The organism is Lactococcus sp. (genome assembly GCF_036648155.1).
Taxonomy (GTDB): domain Bacteria; phylum Bacillota; class Bacilli; order Lactobacillales; family Streptococcaceae; genus Lactococcus; species Lactococcus cremoris.
Genome location: NZ_JAVXIY010000003.1, coordinates 23,161 through 48,869, shown reverse-complemented (window position 1 = coordinate 48,869; position 25,709 = coordinate 23,161). Strand labels below are relative to the sequence as shown.

22 protein-coding genes are annotated in these 25,709 nt (G+C 36.3%); 5 read left to right on the top strand and 17 right to left on the bottom strand.

Features of this window, described 5'->3' with window-relative positions; translation table 11 throughout:
• Positions 1-53 precede the first annotated feature (53 nt).
• The 8 genes from alaS to RSC39_RS03690 all read right to left on the bottom strand — a co-directional run bounded on the left by alaS (position 54) and on the right by RSC39_RS03690 (position 11,356).
• A complete protein-coding gene (gene alaS, locus RSC39_RS03725) occupies positions 54-2,672 on the bottom strand; it encodes an alanine--tRNA ligase (RefSeq protein WP_332535200.1) in 2,619 nt (872 codons plus the stop codon).
• A 261-nt stretch (positions 2,673-2,933) separates the two neighbouring features.
• Positions 2,934-3,860 (bottom strand): peptidyl-prolyl cis-trans isomerase, encoded by a 927-nt coding sequence (locus RSC39_RS03720; RefSeq protein WP_063281060.1) that lies wholly within the window; start codon positions 3,858-3,860, stop codon positions 2,934-2,936.
• Positions 3,861-4,014: 154 nt separating this feature from the next.
• On the bottom strand, positions 4,015-4,698 hold the full coding sequence (locus RSC39_RS03715; RefSeq protein ID WP_063281059.1) for an O-methyltransferase: 684 nt from the start codon (positions 4,696-4,698) through the stop codon (positions 4,015-4,017).
• A 2-nt stretch (positions 4,699-4,700) separates the two neighbouring features.
• Complete coding sequence (gene pepF / locus RSC39_RS03710; RefSeq protein ID WP_332535197.1) at positions 4,701-6,506, bottom strand: oligoendopeptidase F; 1,806 nt, start codon at positions 6,504-6,506, stop codon at positions 4,701-4,703.
• A gap of 75 nt (positions 6,507-6,581) precedes the next feature.
• A complete protein-coding gene (locus RSC39_RS03705) occupies positions 6,582-7,565 on the bottom strand; it encodes a competence protein CoiA family protein (RefSeq protein ID WP_332535195.1) in 984 nt (327 codons plus the stop codon).
• Between the two features lie 73 nt (positions 7,566-7,638).
• A complete protein-coding gene (locus tag RSC39_RS03700) occupies positions 7,639-8,724 on the bottom strand; it encodes a YdcF family protein (protein WP_332535193.1) in 1,086 nt (361 codons plus the stop codon).
• A gap of 152 nt (positions 8,725-8,876) precedes the next feature.
• Positions 8,877-9,725 carry an alpha/beta hydrolase gene (locus RSC39_RS03695; RefSeq protein ID WP_063281055.1) on the bottom strand — a complete coding sequence of 283 codons (849 nt, stop codon included), beginning with the start codon at positions 9,723-9,725 and terminating at the stop codon, positions 8,877-8,879.
• Between the two features lie 209 nt (positions 9,726-9,934).
• Positions 9,935-11,356 (bottom strand): NCS2 family permease, encoded by a 1,422-nt coding sequence (locus tag RSC39_RS03690; RefSeq protein WP_012898314.1) that lies wholly within the window; start codon positions 11,354-11,356, stop codon positions 9,935-9,937.
• Between the two features lie 305 nt (positions 11,357-11,661).
• Between RSC39_RS03690 and RSC39_RS03685 the strand changes: the two genes are divergently transcribed.
• From RSC39_RS03685 to RSC39_RS03670, 4 genes are all read left to right on the top strand, one after another.
• Complete coding sequence (locus tag RSC39_RS03685) at positions 11,662-12,498, top strand: Cof-type HAD-IIB family hydrolase (protein WP_063281054.1); 837 nt, start codon at positions 11,662-11,664, stop codon at positions 12,496-12,498.
• A gap of 180 nt (positions 12,499-12,678) precedes the next feature.
• A complete protein-coding gene (locus RSC39_RS03680) occupies positions 12,679-13,449 on the top strand; it encodes a (Fe-S)-binding protein (protein WP_332535188.1) in 771 nt (256 codons plus the stop codon).
• Positions 13,450-13,458: 9 nt separating this feature from the next.
• A complete protein-coding gene (locus RSC39_RS03675; protein WP_021037663.1) occupies positions 13,459-14,931 on the top strand; it encodes a LutB/LldF family L-lactate oxidation iron-sulfur protein in 1,473 nt (490 codons plus the stop codon).
• Positions 14,932-14,933: 2 nt separating this feature from the next.
• Entirely contained in the window at positions 14,934-15,617 is a 684-nt protein-coding gene (locus tag RSC39_RS03670) for a lactate utilization protein C (protein WP_332535185.1), read from the top strand.
• Between the two features lie 75 nt (positions 15,618-15,692).
• Here the strand turns inward: RSC39_RS03670 and RSC39_RS03665 are convergent, their stop codons facing one another.
• The 3 genes from RSC39_RS03665 to RSC39_RS03655 form a co-directional block, all read right to left on the bottom strand.
• Positions 15,693-16,406 (bottom strand): Bax inhibitor-1/YccA family protein, encoded by a 714-nt coding sequence (locus tag RSC39_RS03665; RefSeq protein WP_021165613.1) that lies wholly within the window; start codon positions 16,404-16,406, stop codon positions 15,693-15,695.
• A gap of 113 nt (positions 16,407-16,519) precedes the next feature.
• Positions 16,520-17,434, bottom strand: a complete 915-nt coding sequence (locus RSC39_RS03660) for a diacylglycerol kinase family protein (RefSeq protein WP_021037666.1) — start codon at positions 17,432-17,434, stop codon at positions 16,520-16,522.
• A 179-nt stretch (positions 17,435-17,613) separates the two neighbouring features.
• Positions 17,614-18,126, bottom strand: coding sequence for an HD domain-containing protein (locus tag RSC39_RS03655; RefSeq protein ID WP_011835669.1), 513 nt, complete (start codon positions 18,124-18,126; stop codon positions 17,614-17,616).
• A 329-nt stretch (positions 18,127-18,455) separates the two neighbouring features.
• Between RSC39_RS03655 and rpsT the strand changes: the two genes are divergently transcribed.
• Entirely contained in the window at positions 18,456-18,689 is a 234-nt protein-coding gene (rpsT, locus tag RSC39_RS03650) for a 30S ribosomal protein S20 (RefSeq protein WP_011676734.1), read from the top strand.
• A 93-nt stretch (positions 18,690-18,782) separates the two neighbouring features.
• On the opposite strand, the gene RSC39_RS03645 is transcribed toward rpsT, so the two are convergent.
• From RSC39_RS03645 to RSC39_RS03620, 6 genes are all read right to left on the bottom strand, one after another.
• Positions 18,783-21,284 (bottom strand): ATP-dependent RecD-like DNA helicase, encoded by a 2,502-nt coding sequence (locus tag RSC39_RS03645; RefSeq protein ID WP_332535182.1) that lies wholly within the window; start codon positions 21,282-21,284, stop codon positions 18,783-18,785.
• Positions 21,281-21,874, bottom strand: a complete 594-nt coding sequence (locus RSC39_RS03640; protein WP_063281048.1) for a histidine phosphatase family protein — start codon at positions 21,872-21,874, stop codon at positions 21,281-21,283. Before RSC39_RS03640 ends, RSC39_RS03645 begins: the two co-directional genes overlap by 4 nt.
• 2 nt (positions 21,875-21,876) lie before the next feature.
• Positions 21,877-22,716: a prephenate dehydratase gene (gene pheA / locus RSC39_RS03635; protein ID WP_332535179.1), complete on the bottom strand. Its 840-nt coding sequence runs from the start codon at positions 22,714-22,716 to the stop codon at positions 21,877-21,879.
• 1 nt (position 22,717) lies between these two features.
• Positions 22,718-23,206 (bottom strand): shikimate kinase, encoded by a 489-nt coding sequence (locus tag RSC39_RS03630; RefSeq protein WP_332535177.1) that lies wholly within the window; start codon positions 23,204-23,206, stop codon positions 22,718-22,720.
• Between the two features lie 23 nt (positions 23,207-23,229).
• Positions 23,230-24,522, bottom strand: coding sequence for a 3-phosphoshikimate 1-carboxyvinyltransferase (gene aroA / locus RSC39_RS03625; RefSeq protein ID WP_332535175.1), 1,293 nt, complete (start codon positions 24,520-24,522; stop codon positions 23,230-23,232).
• A gap of 120 nt (positions 24,523-24,642) precedes the next feature.
• Positions 24,643-25,707, bottom strand: a complete 1,065-nt coding sequence (locus tag RSC39_RS03620; RefSeq protein ID WP_332535172.1) for a prephenate dehydrogenase — start codon at positions 25,705-25,707, stop codon at positions 24,643-24,645.
• Positions 25,708-25,709: the final 2 nt, after the last annotated feature.

The following is a 25,709-nucleotide window of genomic DNA, read 5'->3' as shown; positions in this document are numbered from 1 at the left end:
ACTTGCTGACCAAAAAAGAAAAAATATCGTAGATGATCTACGATATTCTTGTCTTATCCTAATTTTTCAGCAACAGCCGTCAAAAGTTCAGGAATTCCTGCTGCATTTGAACCACCGGCCATAGCCATATCTGGTTTTCCACCACCACGACCATCAACAAATGGTGCTAATTCTTTAACTAAATTACCCGCTTTTACATCTGACGATTTAGAAGCCACTAAAAGACTTACTTTTTCACCAATTGTAGCGACTAAAACGAGGACATCTGACAATTCTTTTTGTTTCCAAATATCTGCCAAATTACGTAAGCCATTGGCATCAGGAACAGTGACTTGACTCGCAATAAAGCTTACAGAACCAGCTCTTTGTACATTTTTGAAGATTTCATCTGATTGACTGGCCGCAAGTTTGCCAGCTAAAGCATCATTTTCTTTTTGAGCTGCTTTAAGTTCATCTTGTAAGTTAGAAACTTTTGCGACGATTTGTGAAGCTTGTGGTGCTTTAACCAATCCAGACACTTCGCTCAAAGTATTTTCAGCATCTTTGAAGGCTTCATAAGCTTTTTGACCTGTCACAGCAATAATCCGGCGCACACCAGAACCAATTCCTTCTTCTTTAATAATCTTGAAAAGACCAATTTCAGAAGTTGTTTGCGTATGTGTTCCTCCACAAAGTTCAATTGAATAATCTCCAATTTTTACAACACGAACATTTTTACCATATTTTTCACCGAAAAGAGCCATTGCACCCATTTCTTTGGCTGTAGCAATATCAGTTTCAACTGTTTCAACTTTTAATGATTGCCAAATCACTTCATTAACTTGACGCTCAATTTCAGCCAACTCTTCTTTGGTTACTTGAGCAAAGTGAGTGAAGTCAAAACGTAAGAATTCCACCTCATTAAGTGAACCAGCTTGTAGTGCGTGATTCCCAACAATATTATGCAAAGCAGCATGAAGTAAGTGAGTCGCTGTATGGTTTTTCACAACAGCAGAACGACGTTCTTCATCAATTTCTAAAGTATAAGTTTCGCCAACTTTAAGTGGTGAAACTGTTTCAACAGAATGAAGATTTTGACCATGAGGCGCATGTTGTACATCTAATACATTTGCCACAACTTGACCCTCAGAATCTTTAATTACTCCATGATCAGCCACTTGACCACCCATTTCAGCATAGAAAGGCGTCACGTCAAATACTAATTGAGCTTTGCCAGTAACTTCATCAACAAGCTCATCATCTTTTATAGCCACGAGTAATTTTGCTTGGGCTTTTTTATCTTCATAAAGGAATTTTGAGTCTACTTCGATAGAAGACAAAGTTTCATTTTGAGCGCCCATTGAGCCACCTTTAACCACAGCCGCACGCGCACGGTCTTGTTGAGCTTTCATAGCTACTTTGAATCCTTCGTGGTCAATTTTGAATCCTTCATCTTCTGCTAATTCTTCGGTTAATTCGACAGGGAATCCATATGTATCGTAGAGGCGGAAGATATCAGCCCCTTCAATTCTATCTTTACCTTCAGCTTTAAGATTTACCAAAAGCTCATCAATCAATTTTTGACCTGCATCAATCGTGCGGTTGAAAGTTTCTTCTTCACGGTCAATAATTTGCATGATGAAATCTTCTTTTTCAAGCACTTCTGGATAATATGATTGCATAATTTTACCAACTGTTGGCACGAGTGAAGCTAAAAATTTACCTTGAATTCCCAATTTTTTACCGTGCATAACCGCGCGACGAAGTAAACGACGCAGAACATAACCACGTCCTTCATTTCCTGGCAAAGCACCATCACCAATAGCAAATGAGAGTGAACGAATATGGTCAGCAATCACTTTGAAACTCATATTTTCACTGTCTGGACTGTAAGTTTTTCCAGAGAGTTTCTCAATTTCACGAATAATTGGCAAGAATAAGTCTGTATCAAAGTTTGTTTTACCACCTTGAATAATGCAGACCATCCGTTCAAGCCCCATTCCCGTATCAATATTTTTTTGTGGTAATTCAGGATATTCCGAACGTGGAATCGCTGGATTCGCATTAAATTGTGACAAAACAATATTCCAAATCTCGATATAACGGTCATTTTCAATATCTTCAGCCAATAATTTCAAACCAACATGTTCTGGGTCGTAAATCTCCCCACGGTCAAAGAATATTTCTGTATCTGGACCTGAAGGACCAGCACCAATTTCCCAGAAATTATCTTCAATTGGGACAAGATGTTTTGGATCAACTCCAACTTCAACCCAGCGGTTATAGGTATCTTTATCAGCTGGATAATAAGTGATATAAAGTTTTTCTGCTGGAAACTCAAACCATTCAGAACTTGTCAATAATTCCCAAGCAAAAGCAATCGCTTCATTACGGAAATAATCACCAATTGAAAAATTCCCAAGCATTTCAAACATGGTGTGGTGACGGGCAGTTTTTCCGACATTTTCAATATCATTTGTCCGAATCGCTTTTTGAGCATTAGTCAATCTTGGATTTTCAGGTACGACTGAACCATCAAAATATTTTTTTAGTGTTGCTACTCCTGAATTAATCCAAAGCAAAGTTGGGTCATTCACAGGAACAAGACTTTGCGAAGGTTCAACAGTATGACCTTTTGATTTGAAAAAGTCGAGGAACATTTGGCGAACTTCTGCGGAAGTCATGGTTTTCATTATTTTCTCCTTTTATAAAAAGTTTATAGCTTAGCAATAAACTTATCTTGCATACTTTGTTACTGTTTTCACAATAAAACAATAAAATTCTACCGTAAACAAAGGGGCGCATACAGTTATACCGCGGTACCACCCTTATTCACGATAGAATTTCTATCATCTTACTTTGGTTGTTAGAGCAGTTCTCTCTGCTGTAAGCACTTTTATCAACTTGCTCATTCTCACCATTTTGAGCTCTCTTTAAAGTTGATTTTTTTTAAATTATTTAGATGAAGATGTACTTGATGTTTGAGTGAATTGTGAGAAGATTGATGCAAAATCAGATTCTTTCACAGTAACATTATTCTTTTTGAGGTACTTAGCAATAACTCCGCTGACAAAGGTTGTATCTTGTTCTTTTTCAGCTTTAATAACATTTTTAAGTTCATTTTTGTACTTATTCATGTCACTTCCTTTTTCTGAAGATTTAACCATCTCAACAATATAGTAGGATGTAGTACCAGTTGATGAACTAGTAGACTCAATCACATCTGAGAACTCACCGTTTTTCAATTTGAAAGCCGCTGTTTGAACTTCAGTTGGCACAGTTGCTGAAGTTGAGTTGAAGGTTACTTTGCTTTCAGCATTTGTTTTTTCAAAGCTTGCTTTCCCAGCAGCATCTTTTTTAGCCGCATCCAAAGCTTTTGTTGCTGCATCTTTTGATGTTTCAGAGACAACATAAGCAGTTACATCTGGATGATAAGATTCCCAAGCTTTTTTAAGATTAGCATCGGTATATTGAGTTTCTTTGATTTCATGGTCAATCGCTGCTTGTTCAAGCATTTGTGTACGCATGTATGGTGTGAAACTTGCTTCAGTCAAACCTTGTTGTTGCAAGGCAGATGAAAATTGACTTCCGAGTTGATCCTTGGTTGATTTAACCTTTTTGTTAACAGCTTTATCAGTGACTTCTTTTCCAAAATCTTTAGCAAAAATTTTATCAAAAGTTAAATTTTGAAGCAACGTAGTTGTAGGTTGTGACGGAAATTGTTTAGCTTCCTTGTATAAATCAGAAACGCGAATGGTATCACCTTTCATTGTGATGATATCCTTGTTTGCTGAATCGCTGCTTGAACAACCAGATAAGGTTACCAGTGCGGCTCCGGCAAAGACAGTAGTTATAACTAATCCGAGTTTTTTGAATTTCAAGATATTCTCCTTCGCATCATTTGATGTTTATAGTCATAATGTACTAATAACATCGTATTATTTTTAAGATGTTGTAATTATATCATAAAAAATCAAAGAAAGCTTTATTTATGCAAAAGACTTTCTAAATCATCCACTCCTTCTATCTGTATTTTTATGATTTTTTTATCATTAATAACCCATCTCCCAATGGGAGAACGCTTGTCAAATATCTTGGATTATCAAACACTTCATCAAAAAGTTTTCTTAGTCCTCTTTCCAAAGCCCTTTGATTTCTTTTAACTTCCATGATTGGCAACAATATTTCACCCGCTTGAAAAACATCATCCATTAGGATAAGACCATTTTCTGAAAGCAATTCAAGTGATTTAGGTAAGAATTCAACATATTTCGACTTGGCTGAATCCATGAAAACAAGATCAAATGGACCTTTTAATTCTTGCAAAACATCTGCAGCATCTCCTTCTTTAAGCTGAATTTGATTGCGGTGATCGTATTTAGTTAAATTTTTCTTGGCTAGCTCAATCATTTCAGGATTACGATCGATGGTCACAATCTCAGCTTCTGGAACTTCTTGTGCCATTACTAAGGCTGAAAAACCAATAGCTGTCCCAATTTCCAGAATTCTTTTAGGCTTGAGCAGACTCAATAGCATTTGAAAATAGAGAACTGTTTCATGTGGTATAACTGGAATGTTATTTTCTTTAGCAAAGTTTAGGACTTCTGCAAGTTCTCCAGTCACTTGTGTTTGACTTGAACGCATCCATTCGACTAACTCGGCTTTGACAACTGGTCGATTCATCATGGGGTTACTTGTGCTTTTATATGTTTCAACCATTTTTAAAGATGGACTCCTTTTTCAACTAATTTTTCTAATTCATTCAAACGTTTTTCAAAAAGCTTAAAAGCAGACTCTAAGTAATCTGTAGATTCCATATTAACTCCAGCTTTGGCAATCACGTCTAGTGGGTAGGCTGACGAACCAGCTTTTAAATAATCAAGATAATTTTGACGGTCAGTAACCGAACCATGCACCACTTTTTCAGCTAGAAATGAGGCTGCGGCAAAGCCAGTCGCGTATTGAAAAACGTAAAAATTATAATAGAAATGAGGAATTCTTGCCCATTCAAACTGAATTTCAGGATTTTCTTTGGCAGATAAGCCATAATATTTTTCATTAAGTTCGCCATAAAGAAAATTCAAAAATTCGCTCGTCAACACTTCACCTTCAGCATCGACTTCGTGAATTTTTTGTTCAAATTCAGCAAATTGACTTTGACGAAATACGGTTCCTCGAAAACTATCTAACCAATGGTTTAAAAGAGCAAAACGTTCCTTTTCATCATTACTTTCTTTGAGCAAAGTCTCAGTTAAAATATTTTCGTTGGTAGTTGAAGCAATCTCTGCTAAGAAGATTGGGTAATCTCCATAAACATAAGGTTGATTTTCCCTTGTAAAAGTGCTGTGAATAGAATGGCCCATCTCATGAACCAATGTAAAAAGATCGTCCAATGTTCCTTGCCAATTGAGTAACATAAATGCCTTGGTATCATAAGAACCACCTGAGTATGCTCCTGACCGTTTCCCGACATTTTCTTCAACATCAATCCAACGTTCATCAAAAGCCGCTTTAACTTTCTGACTATACTCTTCACCAAAAACTGCAAGCACTTCTTGCGCTTTCTTAACTCCTTCAGTGTAATTGAATTTATAATCTAAATTAGATAATGGAGTATAGATATCATACATCTTGAAATCAGAAATTCCTAAGATTTTCTTACGTAATTCAATATAGCGATGTAAAAGTGGTAAGTGTTGATGAATGCCTTCTATCAAGACGTCATAAACTTTTTCTGGAACAAAATTACTCATCAAAGCTGCCTGACGTGCTGAGTCATATGCGCGTATTTGGGCATTGAAATTATGAACTTTTACATTGGTCTGCAAAGTTTTTGCATAGGTATGTTGATATTGTTCATAATTGCTGTAAAGTGCTTCATAAGCCGCTTTTCTTACTTCCCTGTTTTTACTTTCCATAAGAGAGCTATAATTACCATGTGTCAACTGAATCTTTTCTCCCAATTCATTTTTAACAAAAGGAAATTTAACATCTGCATTATCGAAAATTTCAAAAGTCTCCGAAGGACTTTCAAAGATTTCACCCGCTGCCGCCAATATTTTTTCTTCTTTTTGGCTAAGGATATGTTCTTTTTTAGCAAATAAACGTTCAAACATATGATCGTAATTTTTCAATTCCTGAAGGATTTCTAACCATTGTTCGTAGGTTTCTTTTGTAATTTTTAAAAATTCAGGTTCATAAAAGGCATAGCTTTCCCCAAAATTAACATAGAGGGCCGTTGCTTTTGATTGATATTCTTGATACTTTGCTTCTCTTGTATCTTGATCATTTTTCATTGAAGCATAAACATAAAGCTTTTCAACTTTTTGAGAAATTGATAGCATATTTTTAGTAATTGTCAGTAAAGTTTCTGCTGAATCAAGTAAATGACCTTTATCATTTGTTTCAACAAGCGAAAGTTCTTTTTTTACCTTCTCTAATTCTGTTTCCCATTTTTGATCTGTTGAAAAAATTGTTGTCAAATCCCAAGTCAAGGCTTCAGGGATTTCATTTCTATTTTTTACCATAATTGGTACTCCTTTTTAGCTTAAAACTCTTATTTCTTATTAATAATGAGAATAAAATAAAATAATAAAATCCTATTATTTTTCCTTCTTCTGCTTTCCCATTATAGCATAGAAACGGGGAGGATAGAGCATTTCAAGGCTATTTCTTTGGAAATTTATAAAAAAATTTTCGTAGTAAAGCTTAACATTTTGATCAATCTGAGTAAAAGTTGTGATTGTCATTTTGTCAGTAAAACTCTCTAGTAAATTTAAACCTAGTGGAGCAATGTATGGACCTTCAAATTTTTTCGTCAGTAAATTTTCTCCTTTTTGATAATATTTTTCTTGAATTTTCATCCATTTTGGTGATTGATAGTATAATTGCTGACGAATAAAACTAGAAAGTTTAGGATCTGTAAAAGTAGGAATTTTCACCAGTTTTTGAGCCAAATAAGGTAAGCGTAAATGCGCAATAAGTCGTCCTTTTCCAAAAGGAATTTCCTCTTGTAAGCAAATGATTCTGCCACGTAAATCCTCATGAATAAGAGATTTTAATCTTAATTTTTTCCTCTGAAAATCTAACTCCCAATAAAAGAATCCTCTATTTTCCGAGAAATAAACTAAATTTTTTTGAAGTTCTGTCACCTGTTCAGCCAGCCATAAATCCTTTCCCATCAACCAAAGCACTTTAAAGCCATGCGCCTTATAATTTTCTGTACGTTCTTTGAGGCGCTTAATAGATAAATGAGAGCATTGTATCTCAATAGCGATTTTGTCATTGACTAATAAATCTGGTCTTTGGTTAAGTTCGGGCAAATAGCGTTCTATTTCGACTTTGTCAGTCTTTTTAAACCACTGATATAATATTTTTTTCAAACCTAAATGCTGTTCTGACTCATTTTCCAACCATAAATTGCAGCTCTTTAGAGATTTATGGGCAAAATGAAGAACTTTTATCTGGCCATTTTTAATAAGTAGTTCTGAATGACAAGAAGGACAATAAAATTTTCCAGTCAATTCTTTGCGGTCTAATTCCAGTAAGTTTATTATTTTATTATTTTCATCAATTGCTGTCAGCATACTATTTTATACGAGAAAAATATAATTTTGTCACAAAAAAGTTACTAACCAGTCTGTCAGTAACTTTCTACTATTATTTATTATTCCAAAGATAACCGATTTGCGAAAAGATAGCAATAACAAGGAAAAAAGCAACAATGATTCCCACCCATTTAATATGTTTTCTCTTTTCATAATTCATAACTGCAATAAATTCACGAATAAAGGCAGGAACACGATAATACATCGCTGTTTTTCCTCCTTTTCCTCCTTGAGCATCAATTTTTAAAGTTGCTGCAAAGAGCGCCGCCCGAAATACATGATAATCGGAAGTGAAGAACATAAATTTTTCTTTAATTAGGCGAGAAGAAAAAACCAAATTTTCATATGTCGTTCTAGATTGGTCTTCAAGCATAGTTCGCTCAATTGGAAAGCCGAGCACTTCTACTGCATATTTTTGCATGGCTCTCGCTTCTGAAATTTTTTCATCTGGACCTTGTCCGCCTGAAAAAACTAAAATAGTTTCATTATTTCGCACAGCTTTGACTGCTGCTAAAATTCGATTTCCTAATAATTTTCCAACATGCTCTCCTTGAATAAGACCTGCCCCTAAGACAACATGATAGGCTGCTTTTTGTTTTCGAACGCGTCGTCCATAAACCCAACTTGATAAAAAGAAAATACCAAACTGCCAAGCCAAATAAATTGATAGGACTGGATAAACAATTCCTAAAATCTTCAACCAAATCCAACTATCTGGTAGTCTTCCCATAGACAGATAAACCCAGTCAATTAGTAAAAATGCCAAAACAACAATAGGTAATAAAAGATTACCAATGGATTTTGACTCTCTTCGCCACATTTTAATCGTTAAAACAACAATACTAATGGGAACAACGATTCCTATTGTCATTGGTATCAATAATAATATTATAAATATTTCAGCAAAAAGTAGCCAAAGTAATACTTTTTGTTGTAATTCTGTCAAGGCTAATCCAGAACCAATAATTCCATTTATCGTCACCCACAAAAAAAGTAAGGCAAAAAAGGATAAGCGCCCCAATCGTAAGGTCCGTAAATCGTTCAACTTTCTGATTTTCCACCAGAAAATAGTAGTCAGTCCTGCAAAAAATATTGTCAGAACTGTTCCAAAAATAAATATTCCATTTTTCAAATCCATAATTTAATTATACCGTTACTTAAAGCCAACTGTCAATACATCAGGCTCTATGATTTAAACGAAGTATTTTACTGACTGCCTGTTCTTTTATAGTAAATACCTTATAAAAAATTGTCCCCAAATAGAGACAATTTATCGTTTTTAAATAAAGCTTATTCATAAAAGAATGTTTTAACATAGCCTATTGCTTTTTGATTGTCTGGCATTTCCGTATGCTTAGTGTTTGGTCCTTCAATTAGATAATGAGTAGCAGAGTTTCCATTTTTTATCAGCAAAGGATAAATCGAGAAGCCGTCAGCCCAGGGAACTGTTCCATCAGTTTCTTTTTCGGTATCGTAAGCTCCTTCTAGTAGCACAACTTGGATATTTTTATCCACTCGTTCGTAATTTTGCAACCAAAACTCATAATATTTTGTTTTGATTTTTGGTCCGTCAGCAAGCACTTGCGCCAGCGTTTGGTCAGGCTGTGCCGTACAAGCATTGTACTGACCATCAAGAGAAACAAATTTTTTAATCGGCGGAAGGCTCCGGTCATAACCATGGTCAATCAAATACCGGTAAACACCACCGCCACCAGCTGAATAGCCCAAAACGTTGGCATAAGCAACGTTATAGTGCTTACCGAGATAAGACATGATAGCCATTAATGAGGCTTCATATTTATTGGAATTATTAGTTCCTTTGACCATTCCGACCTCAATCGTCGGATATTCATTACGTTTGTCAATTGTTCCAGTCACTTTGAGTGAATAATTATGTTCTGTATCAACGACAATCGTCAGTCCTTTTTTAGCACGAGTGTCTTTGTCCACAGTTATGCTATTAATCATTGTATCCATCGTTGAAGCCGCTCCACTTGAGCCAGTAATATAAATCGTCGGATAAATAGGACGGTCTTTTGCTGCTACAAGTGGGTGTGGAGGAAGAATAGAATGACCAATGAAGATACCAATAACAAAGACTGCAATAAAACTCACGATAAGAGAAATGATTTTTTTCATGATTTGATTTTACCACAATTTATTAAATATTCGAATTTTATTACTTTTATTTTGAATAACCTATTTATCTTGCACTCCTTTTGGGATTTTAACCTGTTCAAATAACTAATAAATTTGTTTTATTTGAAAAGATGATTACACTTCTAGTTTTGTAATCCATAAATTTCAATAAAAAAACTCATCAAATATTTTTGATGAGTTTTTATTGTTTATAAGACAGCCAATACTGCAAAGTTAATTAAGAACAAGAGAGCAACGACCCAAATGACAGGTTTAACTTCTTTCACTTTTCCGGTGAATAATTTGACAAGGATGTAAGTGATAAATCCAGCTGCAATCCCATAAGAGATTGAATAAGCAAGTCCCATGAATACTGAGGCGAAGAAAGCAGGAATCGCTTCTGTCAAATCACCCCATTTAATTTCTTTAAATGAACCAAGCATCATCATCCCAACGATAATCAAAATTGGTGCTGTTGCTTGTGTTGGAACAATCGCAAGAAGTGGTAAGAACAAGCTTGAGATAGCAAACATAATTGCTGTTACAACTGATGCAAGACCAGTACGTCCTCCTGCACCGATTCCGGCAGCAGACTCAACATAAACGGTTGTATTTGATGTTCCGAAAATTGCTCCGATTGGAGTAGCAATCATGTCAGCAAACAAGGCTTTGTCCATTTTTGAGGAGAAACCATGGCTTGTTTCCATGTCTTTCAAATCTTCATCAGTAAAGATTCCTGTCGCGCGACCAGTTCCGATGAAAGTTCCGATTGGGTCAAAGATTGAAGTCAATGAGAAAGCAAGAACTGTCATTAATACTTCAATATAACGTGATGAATCAGAAAATAAAGAACCAAATCCTTTTGGACCAAATGCTGCGCCAAAGGTTGTTCCCATTTGATTGATTGCAGTCCCCAAATTATTTTCAGCAAATAAAGTATTCACATCAACTTTAACCACGCCAGTCAAAAGAGCCAAGATAGTTGTTACTAAGATTGAAAGCAAAATACCTGCGCGCCATTTACGAATAACAAAGAACATTGTCACGACAATCCCAACAAGTGCTACCAACACTCCTGGGTTATTAAAAGTTACAAGTTCTGGAACAATTGATGAATTTGCTGTAATTGTTCCGTGATTGTTCACATAAGTTCCTGGGTCAGCGATGAAGCGCAAAATTCCAGCGTTTTTAATCCCGATGTAGGCAATGAAAATCCCAATCCCACCACCAATGGCATGTTGCAAGCTTTCTGGAATTCCAAGAATGATTGCTTTACGAATTGAAGTAAAAGTGATGATAATATTGATGATCCCACAAATGAAGACCATTGCCAAGGCCTCTTGCCAAGTGTAACCGAGTGACAATACAACCGTGTAAGCAAAGAAAGCATTTAAGCCCATTCCTGGAGCCAGAGCGTAAGGAACATTAGCGATTAAAGCAATTGCAAGTGTCCCAACAATAGAAGCTAAAATAGTTGCTAAGAAAACTGCTTGGACAGGCATCCCTGTTGTCCCCAAAACTTGTGGGTTAACAAAGAGGATATAACTCATGGCAAAGAATGTAGTCAATCCAGCCATTATTTCACGGCCAACTGTTGTGCCGTTTTCTTCAAGTTTAAAGAACTTGTTCACGAATAATTTCTCCTTTTAGGGTCTAAGATTAAAATTTCAACCCTTTGATAAAAAGTTGTCTTTGCTTAAAAAGCAAACACGTCATAAAATAAAAAACATTATATTATTATTCTAATCAGTTTTGATTAAGGAAACAAGATTTTTAGTAGAAAAATTACTTCAAATCCTTAAAATGTTCGGTAATGACGAACGAATTTTTTGAAAAGCCCTTTCTTGTTCGTAGAACTTGAGTAATTCCTTTCCAGCTTATATCTATGTTATAATGAATAAATTGATAACTAAATTTTAGACTAAGGGGAGTTTGAATGGAGAACTACAAAGAACGTAAACTGATTGCAATTGATTTAGATGGTACTACTTTGCAGTCCGATGGACGTTCAATCAGCCGTTATACCAAATATATTTTTAAACAGGTAGAATCACTTGGACATATTATTTGCATCACAACTGGACGTCCTTTTAGAATGTCTTTGGATGTTTATCGTGAGCTTGAGTTGACTAGCCCGGTCATCAATTTTAATGGTGCTTTGATTTCAATGCCAAATGATAAAAACTGGGAACACACTAAGTCTTATTATATTGACCGTTCTTTTATTTTTGATCTTCTGCGTCATCAGCAAAACTTTAATCTACATTTTTTTGCTGTTGAATATCGTAGAAAGTTCTTTCTAAACACTTTCCGTAAGGTTGAACCTAAACTTTTTGGTGTAGAAAAATTCCAACCTTATAACCGTCTCCGAGCAGACCGAGTTACCGAAAATCCCCACGCGGTACTTCTTTCGACTCGTCAAAAAGATAAATTAGCCTTAGCTGAGGAAATGAAACGTCATTATAATGGCAAGATAGATGTGGGCGTTTGGGGTGGTCCAAATGGAATTTTAGAAGTCGTCCCTAAAGGAATCTCTAAAGCTTCAGGCCTTAATCACCTTCTTAAAGTTCTTGATATCCCGCTAGAAAATCTTATTGCTTTTGGTGATGAACATAATGATATTGAGATGTTTAAACTTGCACCTCAAGCCTATGCTATGAAAAATGCTTCTGCTAGGCTCACTCCTTACGCCAGTGAAATTCTTCCTTGGACAAATGATGAGGATGGGGTGGCTAGACAACTCGAAAAACTCTTTTTAACTCCCGATAAATAATGCTCATACCAGTCTCTGACTGGTATTTTTTTAATCTATCCCAATAAACAACAGTCTGTCAAATTCTTTTGACAGCTCCATTTTTTGAAAATGTAAATGAATCGGCTTATAATGAAAGAGCATACATCTCTAGAAGATGTCCAATATTTAACAAAGATTTCAAAATACTAAGGAGCACTTATGAAAGTTTCAATATTCTCCACTTGTGTGATGGACCTAATGTTTCCACAAGTTGGAATTGCCATGGTTGAAGTCCTTGAACGTTTGGGGATTGAAACGGATTTGCCAGAAGAACAAATTTGTTGTGGACAACCTACTTATAACTCAGGATTAGTTAAAGAATCCATGCCAACAATCAAAAATCAGATTGATGCTTTTGAATCTTCTGATTATGTCGTTGGGATTGCTGGTTCTTGCTCAGGGATGTTTACAGAATATCCCCATATGTTCGCTGAAGATGACCCTTATAAGCAAAAAGCAATTGATTTAGCGAATAAATCCTATGAATTCACTCAATTTCTTTATCGGGTTTTAGGTCTTGAAGATCTTGGTGCCACATTTAATGGCGAAAAAGCAACTTATCACCGCTCTTGCCACATGACCAGAATTCTAGGTGAACGAGAAGCTCCTTTTATCCTACTAGATAAGGTCAAAGGACTCGAAGTTCTTCCTCTTCCTCATTTGGAAAATTGTTGTGGTTTTGGTGGAACTTTCTCAGTTAAATCTCCTGAAATTTCGGAAATGATGGTCACTGAAAAAACAAATGATATCTTATCAACAGGTGCTGAAATTTTAATCTCTGCCGACCTTGGTTGTTTGATGAATATTGCTGGAAAACTAAATCGTGAAGGCAAAAAAATAAGAGTGATGCATATCGCCGAAATTTTAAACACAAATGTTGATTTGGAACGAATCGATACTGTGAAAAATCCAGAATTCATAAGAGCATAGGGGGAGAAAATGGGACTTTCAACAAGTACAAAAACTTTCGCTGAACGTTTAGAAGAAAGTAAAAAAGACCAATTTGCCAAGGCTGCGGTGGCTAAAGCACAAGATGCTCAATGGGACAAGAGAGAATCAGCACGTGATGAACTAGGCAATTGGCAGGAATGGCGCAATATCGCAGAATCAATTCGTCAACATACTTTGAAATATCTCCCCCATTATCTGACAGAGTTTTCAGATAATGTGGCCGCTCGTGGTGGTCACGTCTTCTTTGCTGCTGATGCTAAAGAAGCCAATGATTATGTTAAACGCATTGTTCTTGAAAAGAATGCCAAAAAGATTGTCAAATCAAAATCAATGGTGACTACCGAAGTGGATATTGATCCAATGTTGGTCTCACTGGCTGACGATATGGATATTTTAGAAACCGACCTTGCCGAATTTATTTTGCAAGTAGCTGACTGGGACGAACCTTCACATATTGTTTTTCCTGCTTTACATAAAAATCGTGATCAAATCCGCGAAATTTTTGCTAAAAAATTAGGCTATGAAGGCGATAATAATCCTGTCAATCTGGCACGTTGTGCGCGTGATACCATGCGTAAACTTTTCTTGAAATCTGAAGTAGGGATTACCGGTTGTAATTTTGCCATTGCCAATACGGGGGATATTAATCTATCAACGAACGAAGGAAATGCTGATTTGACGATTTCAATTCCTAAGACACAGATTGTACTGATGGGAATGGAACGGATTGTGCCTTCTATCAAAGAAGCTGAAATTTTAGATAATATGCTGGCTCGCTCGGCTGTTGGCCAAAAACTGACAACTTATGTTACTTTTGCGGGTCAGCAGGCTGACGATGAATCTGATGGTCCTGAGGATTTCCATGTTGTAATTGTCGATAATGGACGCTCTAATGCGATTGGAACTGCTTTTGAAGCTGTTTTACAATGTATCCGCTGCGGGGCTTGTCTGAATGTTTGCCCAGTCTATCGTCAAATTGGTGGACATGCTTATGGTTCGATTTATCCGGGTCCAATCGGTTCTGTCTTATCGCCTGTTTTAGGTGGTTATGAGCAATATGGCGATTTACCTTACGCCTCAACGCTTTGTGGGGCTTGTACCGAAACTTGTCCTGTCAAAATTCCTTTGCATGAACTTTTGATTGAACATCGTAAGGTCATGGAAGATGATCTCAATATGCATCATGACGGCTCTTTTGTTAATTTTGAAATGAATACGATTGGGAAAGGAACGAGCAGTCCAGCTTTGTTTGGCATGGCTATCAATATGGCGCATACGGGTCTGAATGTCTTACCTAAAGCTAAAGAAGTCACTGTTGAAGGTTCAATTTTTGAATATGGTGCGGTCAGAAAAGCGCCAGCATTAGCCAAAGGTTGGACGGATGTGCGCGATTTACCAATTGCCCCTCCGCACAAAGAGCAATTCCGTCAGTGGTATAAAAAACATAAGGCAGGTAAATAAAAATGACTGGAACTATTGAAAATCGTACAAAATTCTTGGAAACTTTGTTTGAAAAACGTGGTGGTGTGGAACTTCCCTTTGAGCCTTATGTGCCAATTTCAGATTTGCCTGAGACTCATTTAGCTGATTTGACTTCTGATAAATTGTTAGAAATTGCCAAGGTTCAATCCGAACGAGTCTCCGCAAATTTAGTTGAAACAACTTCTTCTGAAATGAATGAAGTCATTCGTCAATTAATTGATAAATCTGGTGGTGGACAAGTCATGATTCCTACAACAGATGAATTTAAAAATTTAGGGATAAATGTTAATTCTGAGAACTTGGTGAAATGGAAAATCGGCAAAGAATTTCGTGATGAAAATATCACAGCCGCTCAAAATTCTAATGTTGTTGTAGCTGTTCCCAAATTTTTCCTTGCTGAATCGGCAACCATCGTGGTCGAGTCTGAAGCTGGTCAGGGGCGGTCATTGCATTTTCTACCTACGCATTATATTTCTGTGATTCCATTAAGTCGGATGCTGCCTCGTTCTACTCAAGCTGCTGACTGGTTTGATAAAAACAAGAAGCCTGGTTCCACTATTCACTTTATTTCTGGTCCTTCAAATTCTGGGGATATTGAAATGCAACTTGTAGTCGGTCTTCACGGTCCTCTAGAAATTAACTATGTGATTGTTAAGGATTTATAAAATAAAAAAGCTCTGCTGATAGCAGAGCTTTTTTATTATTTTTACTGACAGAATCTTTGTCAGTAATTTTTATTTTTAATCGCGATTTCCACCTGCAATACCGAAAAGACGGAGTAGGAAGAGGAACATATTGATAAAATCAAGGTAAAGTGAAAGTGCCATTGAAATTGCCCAACCATCACTCACTTGTCCATTGTGTGCATTATAAACTTGTGTAATTTTTTGATTATCCCAAGCAATCAAACCTGAGAAAATCACAACACCTACTAGGCTAATAAGGATTGTAAGTCCAGTACTAGCAAAGAAGAGATTAAGCAACATTGCGACAATCAAGCCCCAAACTGCGACGCCCAAAGCTTTACCCATACCAGATAAATTACGTTTAGTAAATCGTCCATAAACAGATAAACCAAAGAACATTGCTGATGCTGTAATAAAAGCTAAGGTAATATCAGTTGCGGTATACATCAAAAGAGTGAAGCTAATCAAGAATCCCATAAATGCTGCATATCCGATAAAAATCGGTAATGCCATTTTTGAGTTTTTCATTGCTAAACCTTGAAGTGATACCACCATCACTAGTGGAATAATCCAGAGTACAAGGAAGAATAAACTTCCACTTTGGAGAATTGCTCTCATGTTATCTAAGAAAAATGTAATCATGATCCAAGAAACTAATGCAGAAACTAAGACTCCTGCTCCCATCAATGCATAAATCTTACTAAAAAATGCATTCAATCCGTCGCTTCGTTGGTCAAAGATAACATCATTGTCATTCATATTTTTCATTATATTTGGCCTCCCTTTTTAATTTAATTCTAAGACTATTTTATCAAAATTTGGTCTTTTTGTCATCAGTCTTAGGTCTGATTTTTTATTTCTATTATTTACTGACCGAAGGCTTATTCCTTTTTAGGAACAAGCGTTGTCAGCGCTTTTCGATAAACTTTAATATCTAATGGAAGCGGGTCACTTTTATCCCCATCAATTCTTGAATAAGGATTGTCTTTCTTTTTCTTTGAATGTGTGAGAATTTCTAAATGATCCGTGTCAAAATGAGTCATTTCCATAAAGTCTTCAAATTTACCTCTACGAAGTTTATTCAAATGAAAGAGGATATTGAACAAATTAATTTCTTTCAGTGAATAAACGCGGATAAGTCCATCGTCCACTTTGGCTTTTGGTGCTAAAGCTTGCATTCCTCCTATCGTATCCGTCATTGTAATCAATAATAGTTTTGTTCTTAATGATTTCGTTTTTCCATTATACTTAACTTTGATGCGATACGTTTTATTATAGCGAATCACCTTGTAGGCGTCCTTAAGATAAGCTAAAGGGCCAAATTTTTTCTTCTCAGAACCGCTCACATTTTGAGCAATATCTGCCAAAATTCCCATGGTCAGACTAGAAGTCATATAATCATTATTGACTTTAGCAATATCAAATTTTTGAATTTCTCCATGATTTAAATTATCAAGTGCTTCTTCTAAATCTTGTGGGATATGAAGTGATTTTGACAAATTATTGACCGTTCCATTTGGTACAATTCCTAAAATCGGTTTGGCTCCACCTTCAAACACACCGCCACAAATTTTATTGATTGTGCCATCACCTCCAAGAGCAATCACTAAATCGGTTTGCTCCTGACTTACTTTTTTGGCCAAACGAATGGCGTCCTCAGGACTTTCTGGATTAATAAAATCAACTTGGGAGTCTGAGTTTTCTGGTCTCGCAAAAAAATCCTTAATCTTTTTTAAAACTTTGTCTTCATCATTATTTCCCGAATTTTCATTATAAAATACCTTTACTTTTTTCATAGACTCACCTCCTTATTTTATTGATGCGGAATCTATATCTTACACTATAATTCTAACATAGTCTGAAGAATCTCTGATGAGACTTGTTTCTTTTTACTGACAAGCTCCCTAGAAAAATTTCACAAAACTGTCAGTAAATTAAAAAAGCCCATCAATTGATAGGCTTTTATTTTCTTTTTTTAGTCAATACTGAAATAAGGTAAACGTTTAAAATGCTTACGACGATTCCATTTGTATTTAAGGTTAACTGACCCTTCAAGGGTAGCTACATATTTATCAACAGCAGTAACAATCCAACTTTCTTTATAGCGTGGCGGATTGATTGTCGCACCGAACATATGTTTTATGATGATATCTTTCTCAAGGTCTGACAGAGTCGTCAGCTTGCGCGCATTACGGTAAGCAATATGCGGATGCACATAGGCATGGCTTTTAGCAAATTTTGTATTGCGCCAATCATAATAGAAAAGGTCATGCAAAAGTCCAGCTCTAGCTGTTGCTTTGGCATTGAGGCCACGTTTTTTCGCAATGAGATAAGAGACATAACTTACCCGCAAGCAGTGTTGCAAGCGTGTTGAAGTATAGTGATGTGTAATCCCATCAAGCTTTTTTAGCTCATCCATTTCTAACAGATGACCGACATAACTCATATATTCTGCGTCGTTAAACCACGGCTTTTCATCTAAATTCATGACTTGATTATAACACGTTAATTCTCTTTGTCAATACAATATCCTCTCTTTTTAGATTAAATTTTTCTTTTTAAATGCTTAGAAATTTATTTTTAATGCTTGTAAAATTTTGAAAATTCGCTTCTTTATCTTATTTCAGCTTTTATTTATTTATTATTTTTCAAAAGTATTTTTCGACTTTTTTCAAAAAAAATAAAGGTCAAGAGTTTACAAAAATTCAAAATTCCTGTATAATTGATAGGTATTAGAAAAATCTTGGAGGGTGTAGTGTGCCCACCTGGGACATACATCAACCGCTTTTCTATGAAAAGTAATAAAAGGAGACTAAAATGGCAAACATTAAATCTGCAATCAAACGTGCTGAATTGAATAAAATCGCGAACGAACGCAATGCACAACAAAAATCTGCAATGCGTACTCTTATCAAAAAATTTGAAGCTGCACCTTCAGAAGAACTTTACAGAGCTGCTTCTTCAACAATTGATAAAGCTGCATCTAAAGGCCTTATCCACGCTAACAAAGCTTCACGCGATAAAGCACGTCTTGCTGCTAAACTTGGCTAAGAAAAAATTTCTGTCTCTTTGACAGATTTTTTTATATCCAAAATTACTGACGAAGATAAAAAGACTGACAGAAATTTCTGTCAGTCTTTTTATTTATTTATTAAAAATCGCAAAATCTTGCTCAGTCAATCCAATTAAGGGATCAAAATTGCCAGATAAAATTAGCGCTTCTGTTAGAATTCCATTCCCCAAACTTTCAGTTTCTTCATCAAATAATGAAATTTCCTCAACTTTTGGTCCTGTTTTTTTTCTGACAGAAAAATTTTCTAAGTCTAAGTCTGCTGCTGATCCAGAATTTTTCTCTTTGTTAGATATTTCCTTCTTGTCAGTAACTTTTTTAGTTAAGGAATCTACTGACAGATTTTCTGCGGCAGGCTGATCATCCTTAAAACGCTCAACGAGAAAAGTTTTTCGATTGGCTCCTTCACGCGCCACAGCCTGAGCAAAGGCACGCTCTTCACCCAATAAAATTAAGCTTTGCTTTGCCCGCGTTATTGCTGTATAGAGTAAATTTCGCTCTAACATCCGTGAATAAGAAGAGACCATCGGGACGATGACCGTTGAAAATTCCGAACCTTGGGATTTATGGATAGACATGGCATAAGCAAGCGTAATTTTATACCATTCAGCTCTGGGATAGGTCAATTCTTGACCATCAAAATCCATCACAATCTCATCTTGTTTACTGTCAGTATATTTTGCTGCAATCAATTCAACAATTTGTCCCAAATCTCCATTGAATACATTGGCCTCAGCGTCATTGACTAAATGTAATACTTTATCTCCTTCACGAAATTTCATATCACCCAAAACAAATTCAAGTCGGTCATTAAGCGGATTAAAGAGATTTTGCAAGAGAATATTCATTGCATTTATCCCAGCGGCCCCTTTATACATGGGCGCTAAAATTTGTAATTCAAAAGGATTATTTCCTCTTTTTTGCCAAGCACTAGCAATTTGCTCCACCATTTGTGGTACAAAATTAGCACTCACTTCAAAATAAGAACGGTCAGTTTTTTTCACCGTAAAATCTGCAGGTAATTGTCCATCTTTAATATGATGAGCCAAATCGGTAATCGTTGAATCATCTCCCTGACGAAAAATCTTATCCAATTTTACTGACGGAATTTCTGGAATTTTTAATAAATCTGCAAAAATTTGTCCAGGGCCCACAGAAGGAAGTTGGTCAGCATCGCCAACGAGAAGGACTTTCATTGAACCAGGAATGGCTTGAAAAAGTTTGTTGGCTAGCCAAGTATCAACCATTGAAAATTCATCGACAATCAAAAGTGAACCTGACAACTCATTACCAAGCGCATCTTCTGCCTCATCTTGCCCTAAGCCTAAGTGCCGATGAATGGTTGCTGCTGGAAGTCCAGTCAACTCATTCATCCGTCTTGAAGCGCGACCAGTCGGTGCCGCCAGTAAAATAGGAAAAATGTCATCATTATAATGGTCAGGGTCTAAATCTAACTGATAAAGACGGGCATAAGTTTCAATGAAACCATTAATAATCGTTGTTTTCCCCGTTCCTGGTCCCCCAGTCAAAATGAAAAATTGCTGATTCATCGCTCCAATGATGGCCTGTTTCTGAAGTTCATCATAAGTAATCTCTAAATCTTTTTCTACCTCTTCCAAAACTGTCAGTAACTTTTCGTCAGCAAAATCTTTTCCCGAACGATTAGTTAAGGCTGTCAGTGATTTTCGGATACCGTCTTCAGCAAAAAACAAGGAATTTTCAAATATTTTCGTTCCTTCTTGCTGTACTTTTCCATCAATAATTAAACCGTTGATTTCCGCAGCAACTTCAGCTGGATTGACCTCAATATTTCTGGCTTCTTCAAGTAAATCAATCGTCAATTCCAGCAAGTTTTTAGCTTCAATATAAGTGTCACCCGTTGCTTGCGAATGCGTATTTACCTCGTGCATCAAAGCCGCTCGAAAACGATTTGGACTATCCGCTTCAATCCCTAGTTCACTCGCAATCTTATCGGCAGTTTTAAAGCCCACTCCTTTAACTTCTTCCACAAGTTGATAAGGGTTTTCCTCAATTTTTTCAATCGTTTCCTCTTTGTACAACTCATAGATTTGAAAAGTGAGTTTACTTGGCAAGCCATACTCCGCAAGCTTGGTCAGCACTTTTTCCATACCATGATTTTCACGCAAACGTTTGATAAATGAATTTTTTCTGGCTAGAGTTAATAAACCATCCAATTTCTCAGGCGCTTCTAAAATAGAATCTACCGTATTTTCAGGAAAAGTTTCAACAATTTTCTCTGCCGTTTTTTTACCAATCCCTGGAAATTTATCTGATGAAAAATACTTGACCAAACCAGCACCAGACGTTGGCACAGCCTTTTCATATTGACTGACTTGCAATTGTTCCCCATACTTTGGATGCTGGGTTAATTGCCCATAAAAAGTATAAGAATCCCCTTCGACCACATCGCCAATTGTCCCATTGACCACAATTTCAAAATCATCATATTCAGCATTTGTTTCATCAATCTCAATTAATAAAACTTTATAAAAATTGCTTGGATTAGAGAAAAAAATAGCTTCAATTGAGCCTGTAACATAAGTTTTATCCGTCATAGCTGTTTATCCCAAATTTTCAAATCAAAATTGCTACCATTTGATTCCAAAACTGTAACTGTATTATTCGCTAGACCACCAACAGAACGTAATTCAGCGATTGGGAATCCAGCCAAATGTCGCATTCCAGCCGTCCCAGAAGCTCCGTGACCAACTAAAAGTACATTGTCCATTTTAGAATTCAATAAGTCCTCAGCCAAAGAATCAAAGCGTGACAAAACTGAAGTCACTGATTCAGCCCCAAAAGCCCTTCCATCAAATTGATCTAATTCAAAGCGAGAATCATGCATTTCCTTAGGGTACTTAGCGATTGCATCACGAATGAACCAACCCTCTAATTCACCAAAATTCCATTCTGATAATCTCTTGTCAGTACTTACAGACTGATTGGTCAGTAAATCTGCCGTTGTCAAAGCTCTTTTTTGAGGGCTTGATAAAACCTTGTCAAATTCAATCGGTTCTAAAAACTTATGAACGCGTTTAATTGCCTCATAAGATTCTGGCAATAAAGGTGAGTCTCCCTTTTGTCCCTGCAAACGCCGTGCCAAATTCCACTCCGTTTTACCATGTCGTACAAAATAAATTCTCACCTTTACACCTCACCTAATGAATATACTGAATAATTTCCTAACAATCGAACATTTACTCCCAAGCCTGTCAATTCTTCAAGAGCATAAGGAATCTTCAAACTGTTCGTTGCATTATTTTCTAAATCAATAATAAAAAAGTACTGTCCCAAACGTGTCCTTAAAGGACGTGACTCAATTTTAGTCATGTCAATATCACGCCAAGCAAAAACAGAAATTGCTTTGTGCAATGCTCCTGGCAAATTGTCAGGTAGCGTCAAAGCCAAAGTCACCTTATCCTTTGTTTGATTTAAATCAAAGGATTGCTTTTCTTTTCCTAGTAACCAGAATCGAGTCGAATTCCCCGCCAAATCTTGAATATTTTTAGCAATGAATTCCAAATCATACATTTTAGCTGCAAAAGAATTTGCCACCGCTGCTGCGGGCAAGTCCGGATTATTTTTCACAAACTCGGCCGCTGCCGAAGTGGACTCAGTAATTTCCACCTGCGCCTGAGGATAAAATTTTCTCAAATAAACTCTCGTTTGAGCCAAAGCTTGAGGATGAGAGTAAATATGCTCAATTTTTTGTTCTTTAGAAACCGCCAATAAATTTTGAGAAATTGGAAGAACAAACTCGGCCACAACCTTGGCATTTGAATCATGAAAAATTTTATCAATGCTCATATTGACCGTTCCTTCAGTCGAATTTTCAATAGGAACTAGTGCAAAATCACATTCGCCCTCATTATAGGCTTCAATGACATCCAAAATAGTTGCATAAGAGTACAACTCCTCAGATTTAAAAGCTGCTTCGGCTACGACTGAGCAAAAAGAACCTCGTGGACCTAAATATGCAATTTTCATCCTACTCTATCTCCCACTTTTCTCTGATCAGCTCTGCAATTTGCTCTGGACTCTTATCAGTAACATCAATCGTTAAATCAGCTACTTTTGCATAGTCTTTCATTCTTTTTTCAAATAAAAGTTGAGCAGCTTCTTTGTCCTGAGCTAAAGGTCGAACATTCTGCCAATCCATGGAAATTCGCTTCCATAAAGTATCAAAATCAGCAGTCAAAAATACAACTCGTGATGCTCTATCAAGAACATTTAAATTCTTTGGATTTTCTATGATTCCTCCACCAGTTGCGATAATAATATCTTTTTGAACAGCAAGCTCAAAAACCTCATTTTCAATTTTACGAAAATCAGCTTCTCCAAATAATTCAAAAAAAGTGGCAATTGGCATTTCAATCTCTTCTTCAATCAATTGATCTAAATCAGTAAATTCTTCTGCTAAAAGTTTTGCCACCGTTGATTTTCCGGCACCCATAAATCCAATTAAAATGATACTCATTTTGTACTTCCAATCACTTAATTTTAAAGATTTCCTGACAATTTTTCTAAATCATCAAAGAAACTTGGATAGCTCGTTTGAATCGCTTCAGCTCGTTCAAGTTCAATTTCACCATTTTTAACCAAAAGTGCAGCAATTGCAACCATCATCCCAATTCTGTGATCGCCTAAAGTATTAATTGCATTTTCTGGAGCATGCAATTTTGTTCCACCTTGAATAATCATTCCATCATCTGTTGGTTCAATATTTGCCCCCATACTATTGAGTGCATCAGCCACAACAGCAATCCGGTCGGTTTCTTTAACTTTAAGTTCAGCCGCATCGCGAATAATTGTTTTACCTTCGGCTTGTGTAGCCAAAAGCGCAATAATTGGTAATTCATCAATTAATCTTGGAATTAAATCACCCGATATTTCAGTTCCCTTAAGTTGACTCGCTTTTACTTTTAGAGTCGCGGCTTTTGCCACCTCATCTTGCTCTAAAATTTCCAACTGGCCAGCCATTGCCTGAATGACTTCTAAAATACCCGTTCTTGTTTCATTAATTCCCACATTTTCCAAGATAAGTTCTGAATTTTCAACAACTAAGGCAGCTACAAGCCAAAAGGCTGCTGAACTAATATCACCAGGAACCGTCACCTCTTGCCCCATAAGTTTTTGCCCGCCAGGAACAAGAATGGTTTTATCAGAAACAGTAATTTTTCCACCAAATTGAACTAACATTTCTTCTGTATGTGAGCGTGTTTTTTCCTTCTCAACAACTTTTGTCAATCCTTCTGCTTGTAAAGCAGCAAAAATTACCGCCGATTTTACTTGGGCCGAAGCGACTGGAAGGACATAATCGATTGCTTTTAAATGGGCACTTCCTTTGATTGTCATCGGTAATTTAACCTTATCAGTTTGTCCAACTATTTCAGCCCCCATCATTTGAAGCGGAGTTGCGACACGGTCCATCGGTCTTTTGGATAAACTATCATCCCCAAACAACGTAGTTTCAAAAGGAAGCCCTGCTAAAATACCCGATAAAAGACGAGTTGAAGTTCCAGAATTTCCCATATCCAGTGCTTTTTCTGGCTCCTTAAGTTTTGAAATCCCCTGACCATGCACAGTAATAACTTGACCATCGTCCTCAATCTCAACTCCTAAAGCTCGAAATGCTTCAATGGTCGATAACACATCTTCACCACGCAAAATATCATGAATGATTGTTTTTCCTTTGGCAATTGAGCCAAACATAATGCTTCGATGTGAAATTGATTTATCTCCTGGAACCTTTAAATGTCCTTTTAACCCTTGTGAATTTATTTTTAATTTCATTTTATTTTCCTAAACATTTTTTAGTATTTATTATAGCATAAAAGGGCGCTCAAGGCCCTCTTATTTTTATCATTTCTTCCTAAGATTTTAAGACTAAGAATGTCAGTTCTTTAACCTTTATCAAACAACTGTAAAATCAGTTGCTTTTTCAATAATTTCACGCGCCTCTTGCAAATCTTCTGCTCGTTTAAAAGAGATTTGCAGTTGACCATGAATATCTTCACGATTTTCTTCATTAATTTTGATATTTGTAATCGAAAAATCCTGTAAGAGTGCTAAAACTCGTAAAACAACTCCTTTTTCATCGGGAACCGAGATGAACAAATCATAAAAGTTTGGCAGTGCCCCTTTATGAATTTCCATGGCTTGTCGAATCTTTTTACCTTCTTCAAAAAAGTGTTCAATAGCTTGGGAATCTCTTTTTGTAATTTTTAAAGCAATTTCATCTAAGTGTTTTTTAAAATTCTCAATTCTGTCAATCGTAATTTCTGGATTTGATAATAAAACACTAGTCCACATTAAGCTGTCAGCCTCAGCGATTCTCGTTAAATCACGAAAACCTCCAGCAGCTAAATGTTTGACTAAAGGATGCTCTTTAGCATAATCGTCTGATTGCCAGACCAGAGTTGAAGCCAAAATATGTGGAAAATGAGACACTTGCCCCGTTACTTTATCATGTTCCTTGGCATTTAAAATAATAAATTTAGCATGAAGTCCCTTAAGTAATTCTCTTAATTCTTGACTTTCTTCTGTCAAAACATAATAAGCATTTTCAAATAAATTAATATCTGCTGCCATTACTCCTGATTTATGAGAGCCAGCCATCGGATGTCCTCCGATAAATTTTACTTTTGTCCCAGAAAAAAGTTGATTAGCTAGCTCGACAATCTCACTCTTGGTTGAACCAGCATCAGTAATCAAAAGTCCATCTTTTAAATCAAACGTTGCAATTTGCTTTAAAAGCTCCAGAGTCGCTGAAATTGGTACAGCTAAAATAATAATATCTGCTTCTTGGGTTCCTTTAACTAATTCGACCTTAGAATCAATAATCCCACGTTTTTGAGCAATATTTTCAACCTCTTCACGGTCCGAACCAAGAATTTCAAACTCAGGATGGGCTTTTTTTATGCCTAGGGCTATAGAACTTCCAATCAGTCCGAGACCTATAATTAATATCTTTTTCATTC

Bases quoted from the DNA above. Each gene is read 5' to 3' on its own strand.
- alaS (WP_332535200.1), bottom strand. From the start codon at position 2,672: ATGAAAACCATGACTTCCGCAGAAGTTCGCCAAATGTTCCTCGACTTT.
- RSC39_RS03715 (WP_063281059.1), bottom strand. From the start codon at position 4,698: ATGGTTGAAACATATAAAAGCACAAGTAACCCCATGATGAATCGACCA.
- pepF (WP_332535197.1), bottom strand. From the start codon at position 6,506: ATGGTAAAAAATAGAAATGAAATCCCTGAAGCCTTGACTTGGGATTTG.
- RSC39_RS03705 (WP_332535195.1), bottom strand. From the start codon at position 7,565: ATGCTGACAGCAATTGATGAAAATAATAAAATAATAAACTTACTGGAA.
- RSC39_RS03700 (WP_332535193.1), bottom strand. From the start codon at position 8,724: ATGGATTTGAAAAATGGAATATTTATTTTTGGAACAGTTCTGACAATA.
- RSC39_RS03695 (WP_063281055.1), bottom strand. From the start codon at position 9,725: ATGAAAAAAATCATTTCTCTTATCGTGAGTTTTATTGCAGTCTTTGTT.
- RSC39_RS03685 (WP_063281054.1), top strand. From the start codon at position 11,662: ATGGAGAACTACAAAGAACGTAAACTGATTGCAATTGATTTAGATGGT.
- RSC39_RS03680 (WP_332535188.1), top strand. From the start codon at position 12,679: ATGAAAGTTTCAATATTCTCCACTTGTGTGATGGACCTAATGTTTCCA.
- RSC39_RS03675 (WP_021037663.1), top strand. From the start codon at position 13,459: ATGGGACTTTCAACAAGTACAAAAACTTTCGCTGAACGTTTAGAAGAA.
- RSC39_RS03670 (WP_332535185.1), top strand. From the start codon at position 14,934: ATGACTGGAACTATTGAAAATCGTACAAAATTCTTGGAAACTTTGTTT.
- RSC39_RS03665 (WP_021165613.1), bottom strand. From the start codon at position 16,406: ATGAAAAATATGAATGACAATGATGTTATCTTTGACCAACGAAGCGAC.
- RSC39_RS03660 (WP_021037666.1), bottom strand. From the start codon at position 17,434: ATGAAAAAAGTAAAGGTATTTTATAATGAAAATTCGGGAAATAATGAT.
- RSC39_RS03655 (WP_011835669.1), bottom strand. From the start codon at position 18,126: ATGAATTTAGATGAAAAGCCGTGGTTTAACGACGCAGAATATATGAGT.
- rpsT (WP_011676734.1), top strand. From the start codon at position 18,456: ATGGCAAACATTAAATCTGCAATCAAACGTGCTGAATTGAATAAAATC.
- RSC39_RS03645 (WP_332535182.1), bottom strand. From the start codon at position 21,284: ATGACGGATAAAACTTATGTTACAGGCTCAATTGAAGCTATTTTTTTC.
- pheA (WP_332535179.1), bottom strand. From the start codon at position 22,716: ATGAAAATTGCATATTTAGGTCCACGAGGTTCTTTTTGCTCAGTCGTA.
- RSC39_RS03630 (WP_332535177.1), bottom strand. From the start codon at position 23,206: ATGAGTATCATTTTAATTGGATTTATGGGTGCCGGAAAATCAACGGTG.
- aroA (WP_332535175.1), bottom strand. From the start codon at position 24,522: ATGAAATTAAAAATAAATTCACAAGGGTTAAAAGGACATTTAAAGGTT.
- RSC39_RS03620 (WP_332535172.1), bottom strand. From the start codon at position 25,707: ATGAAAAAGATATTAATTATAGGTCTCGGACTGATTGGAAGTTCTATA.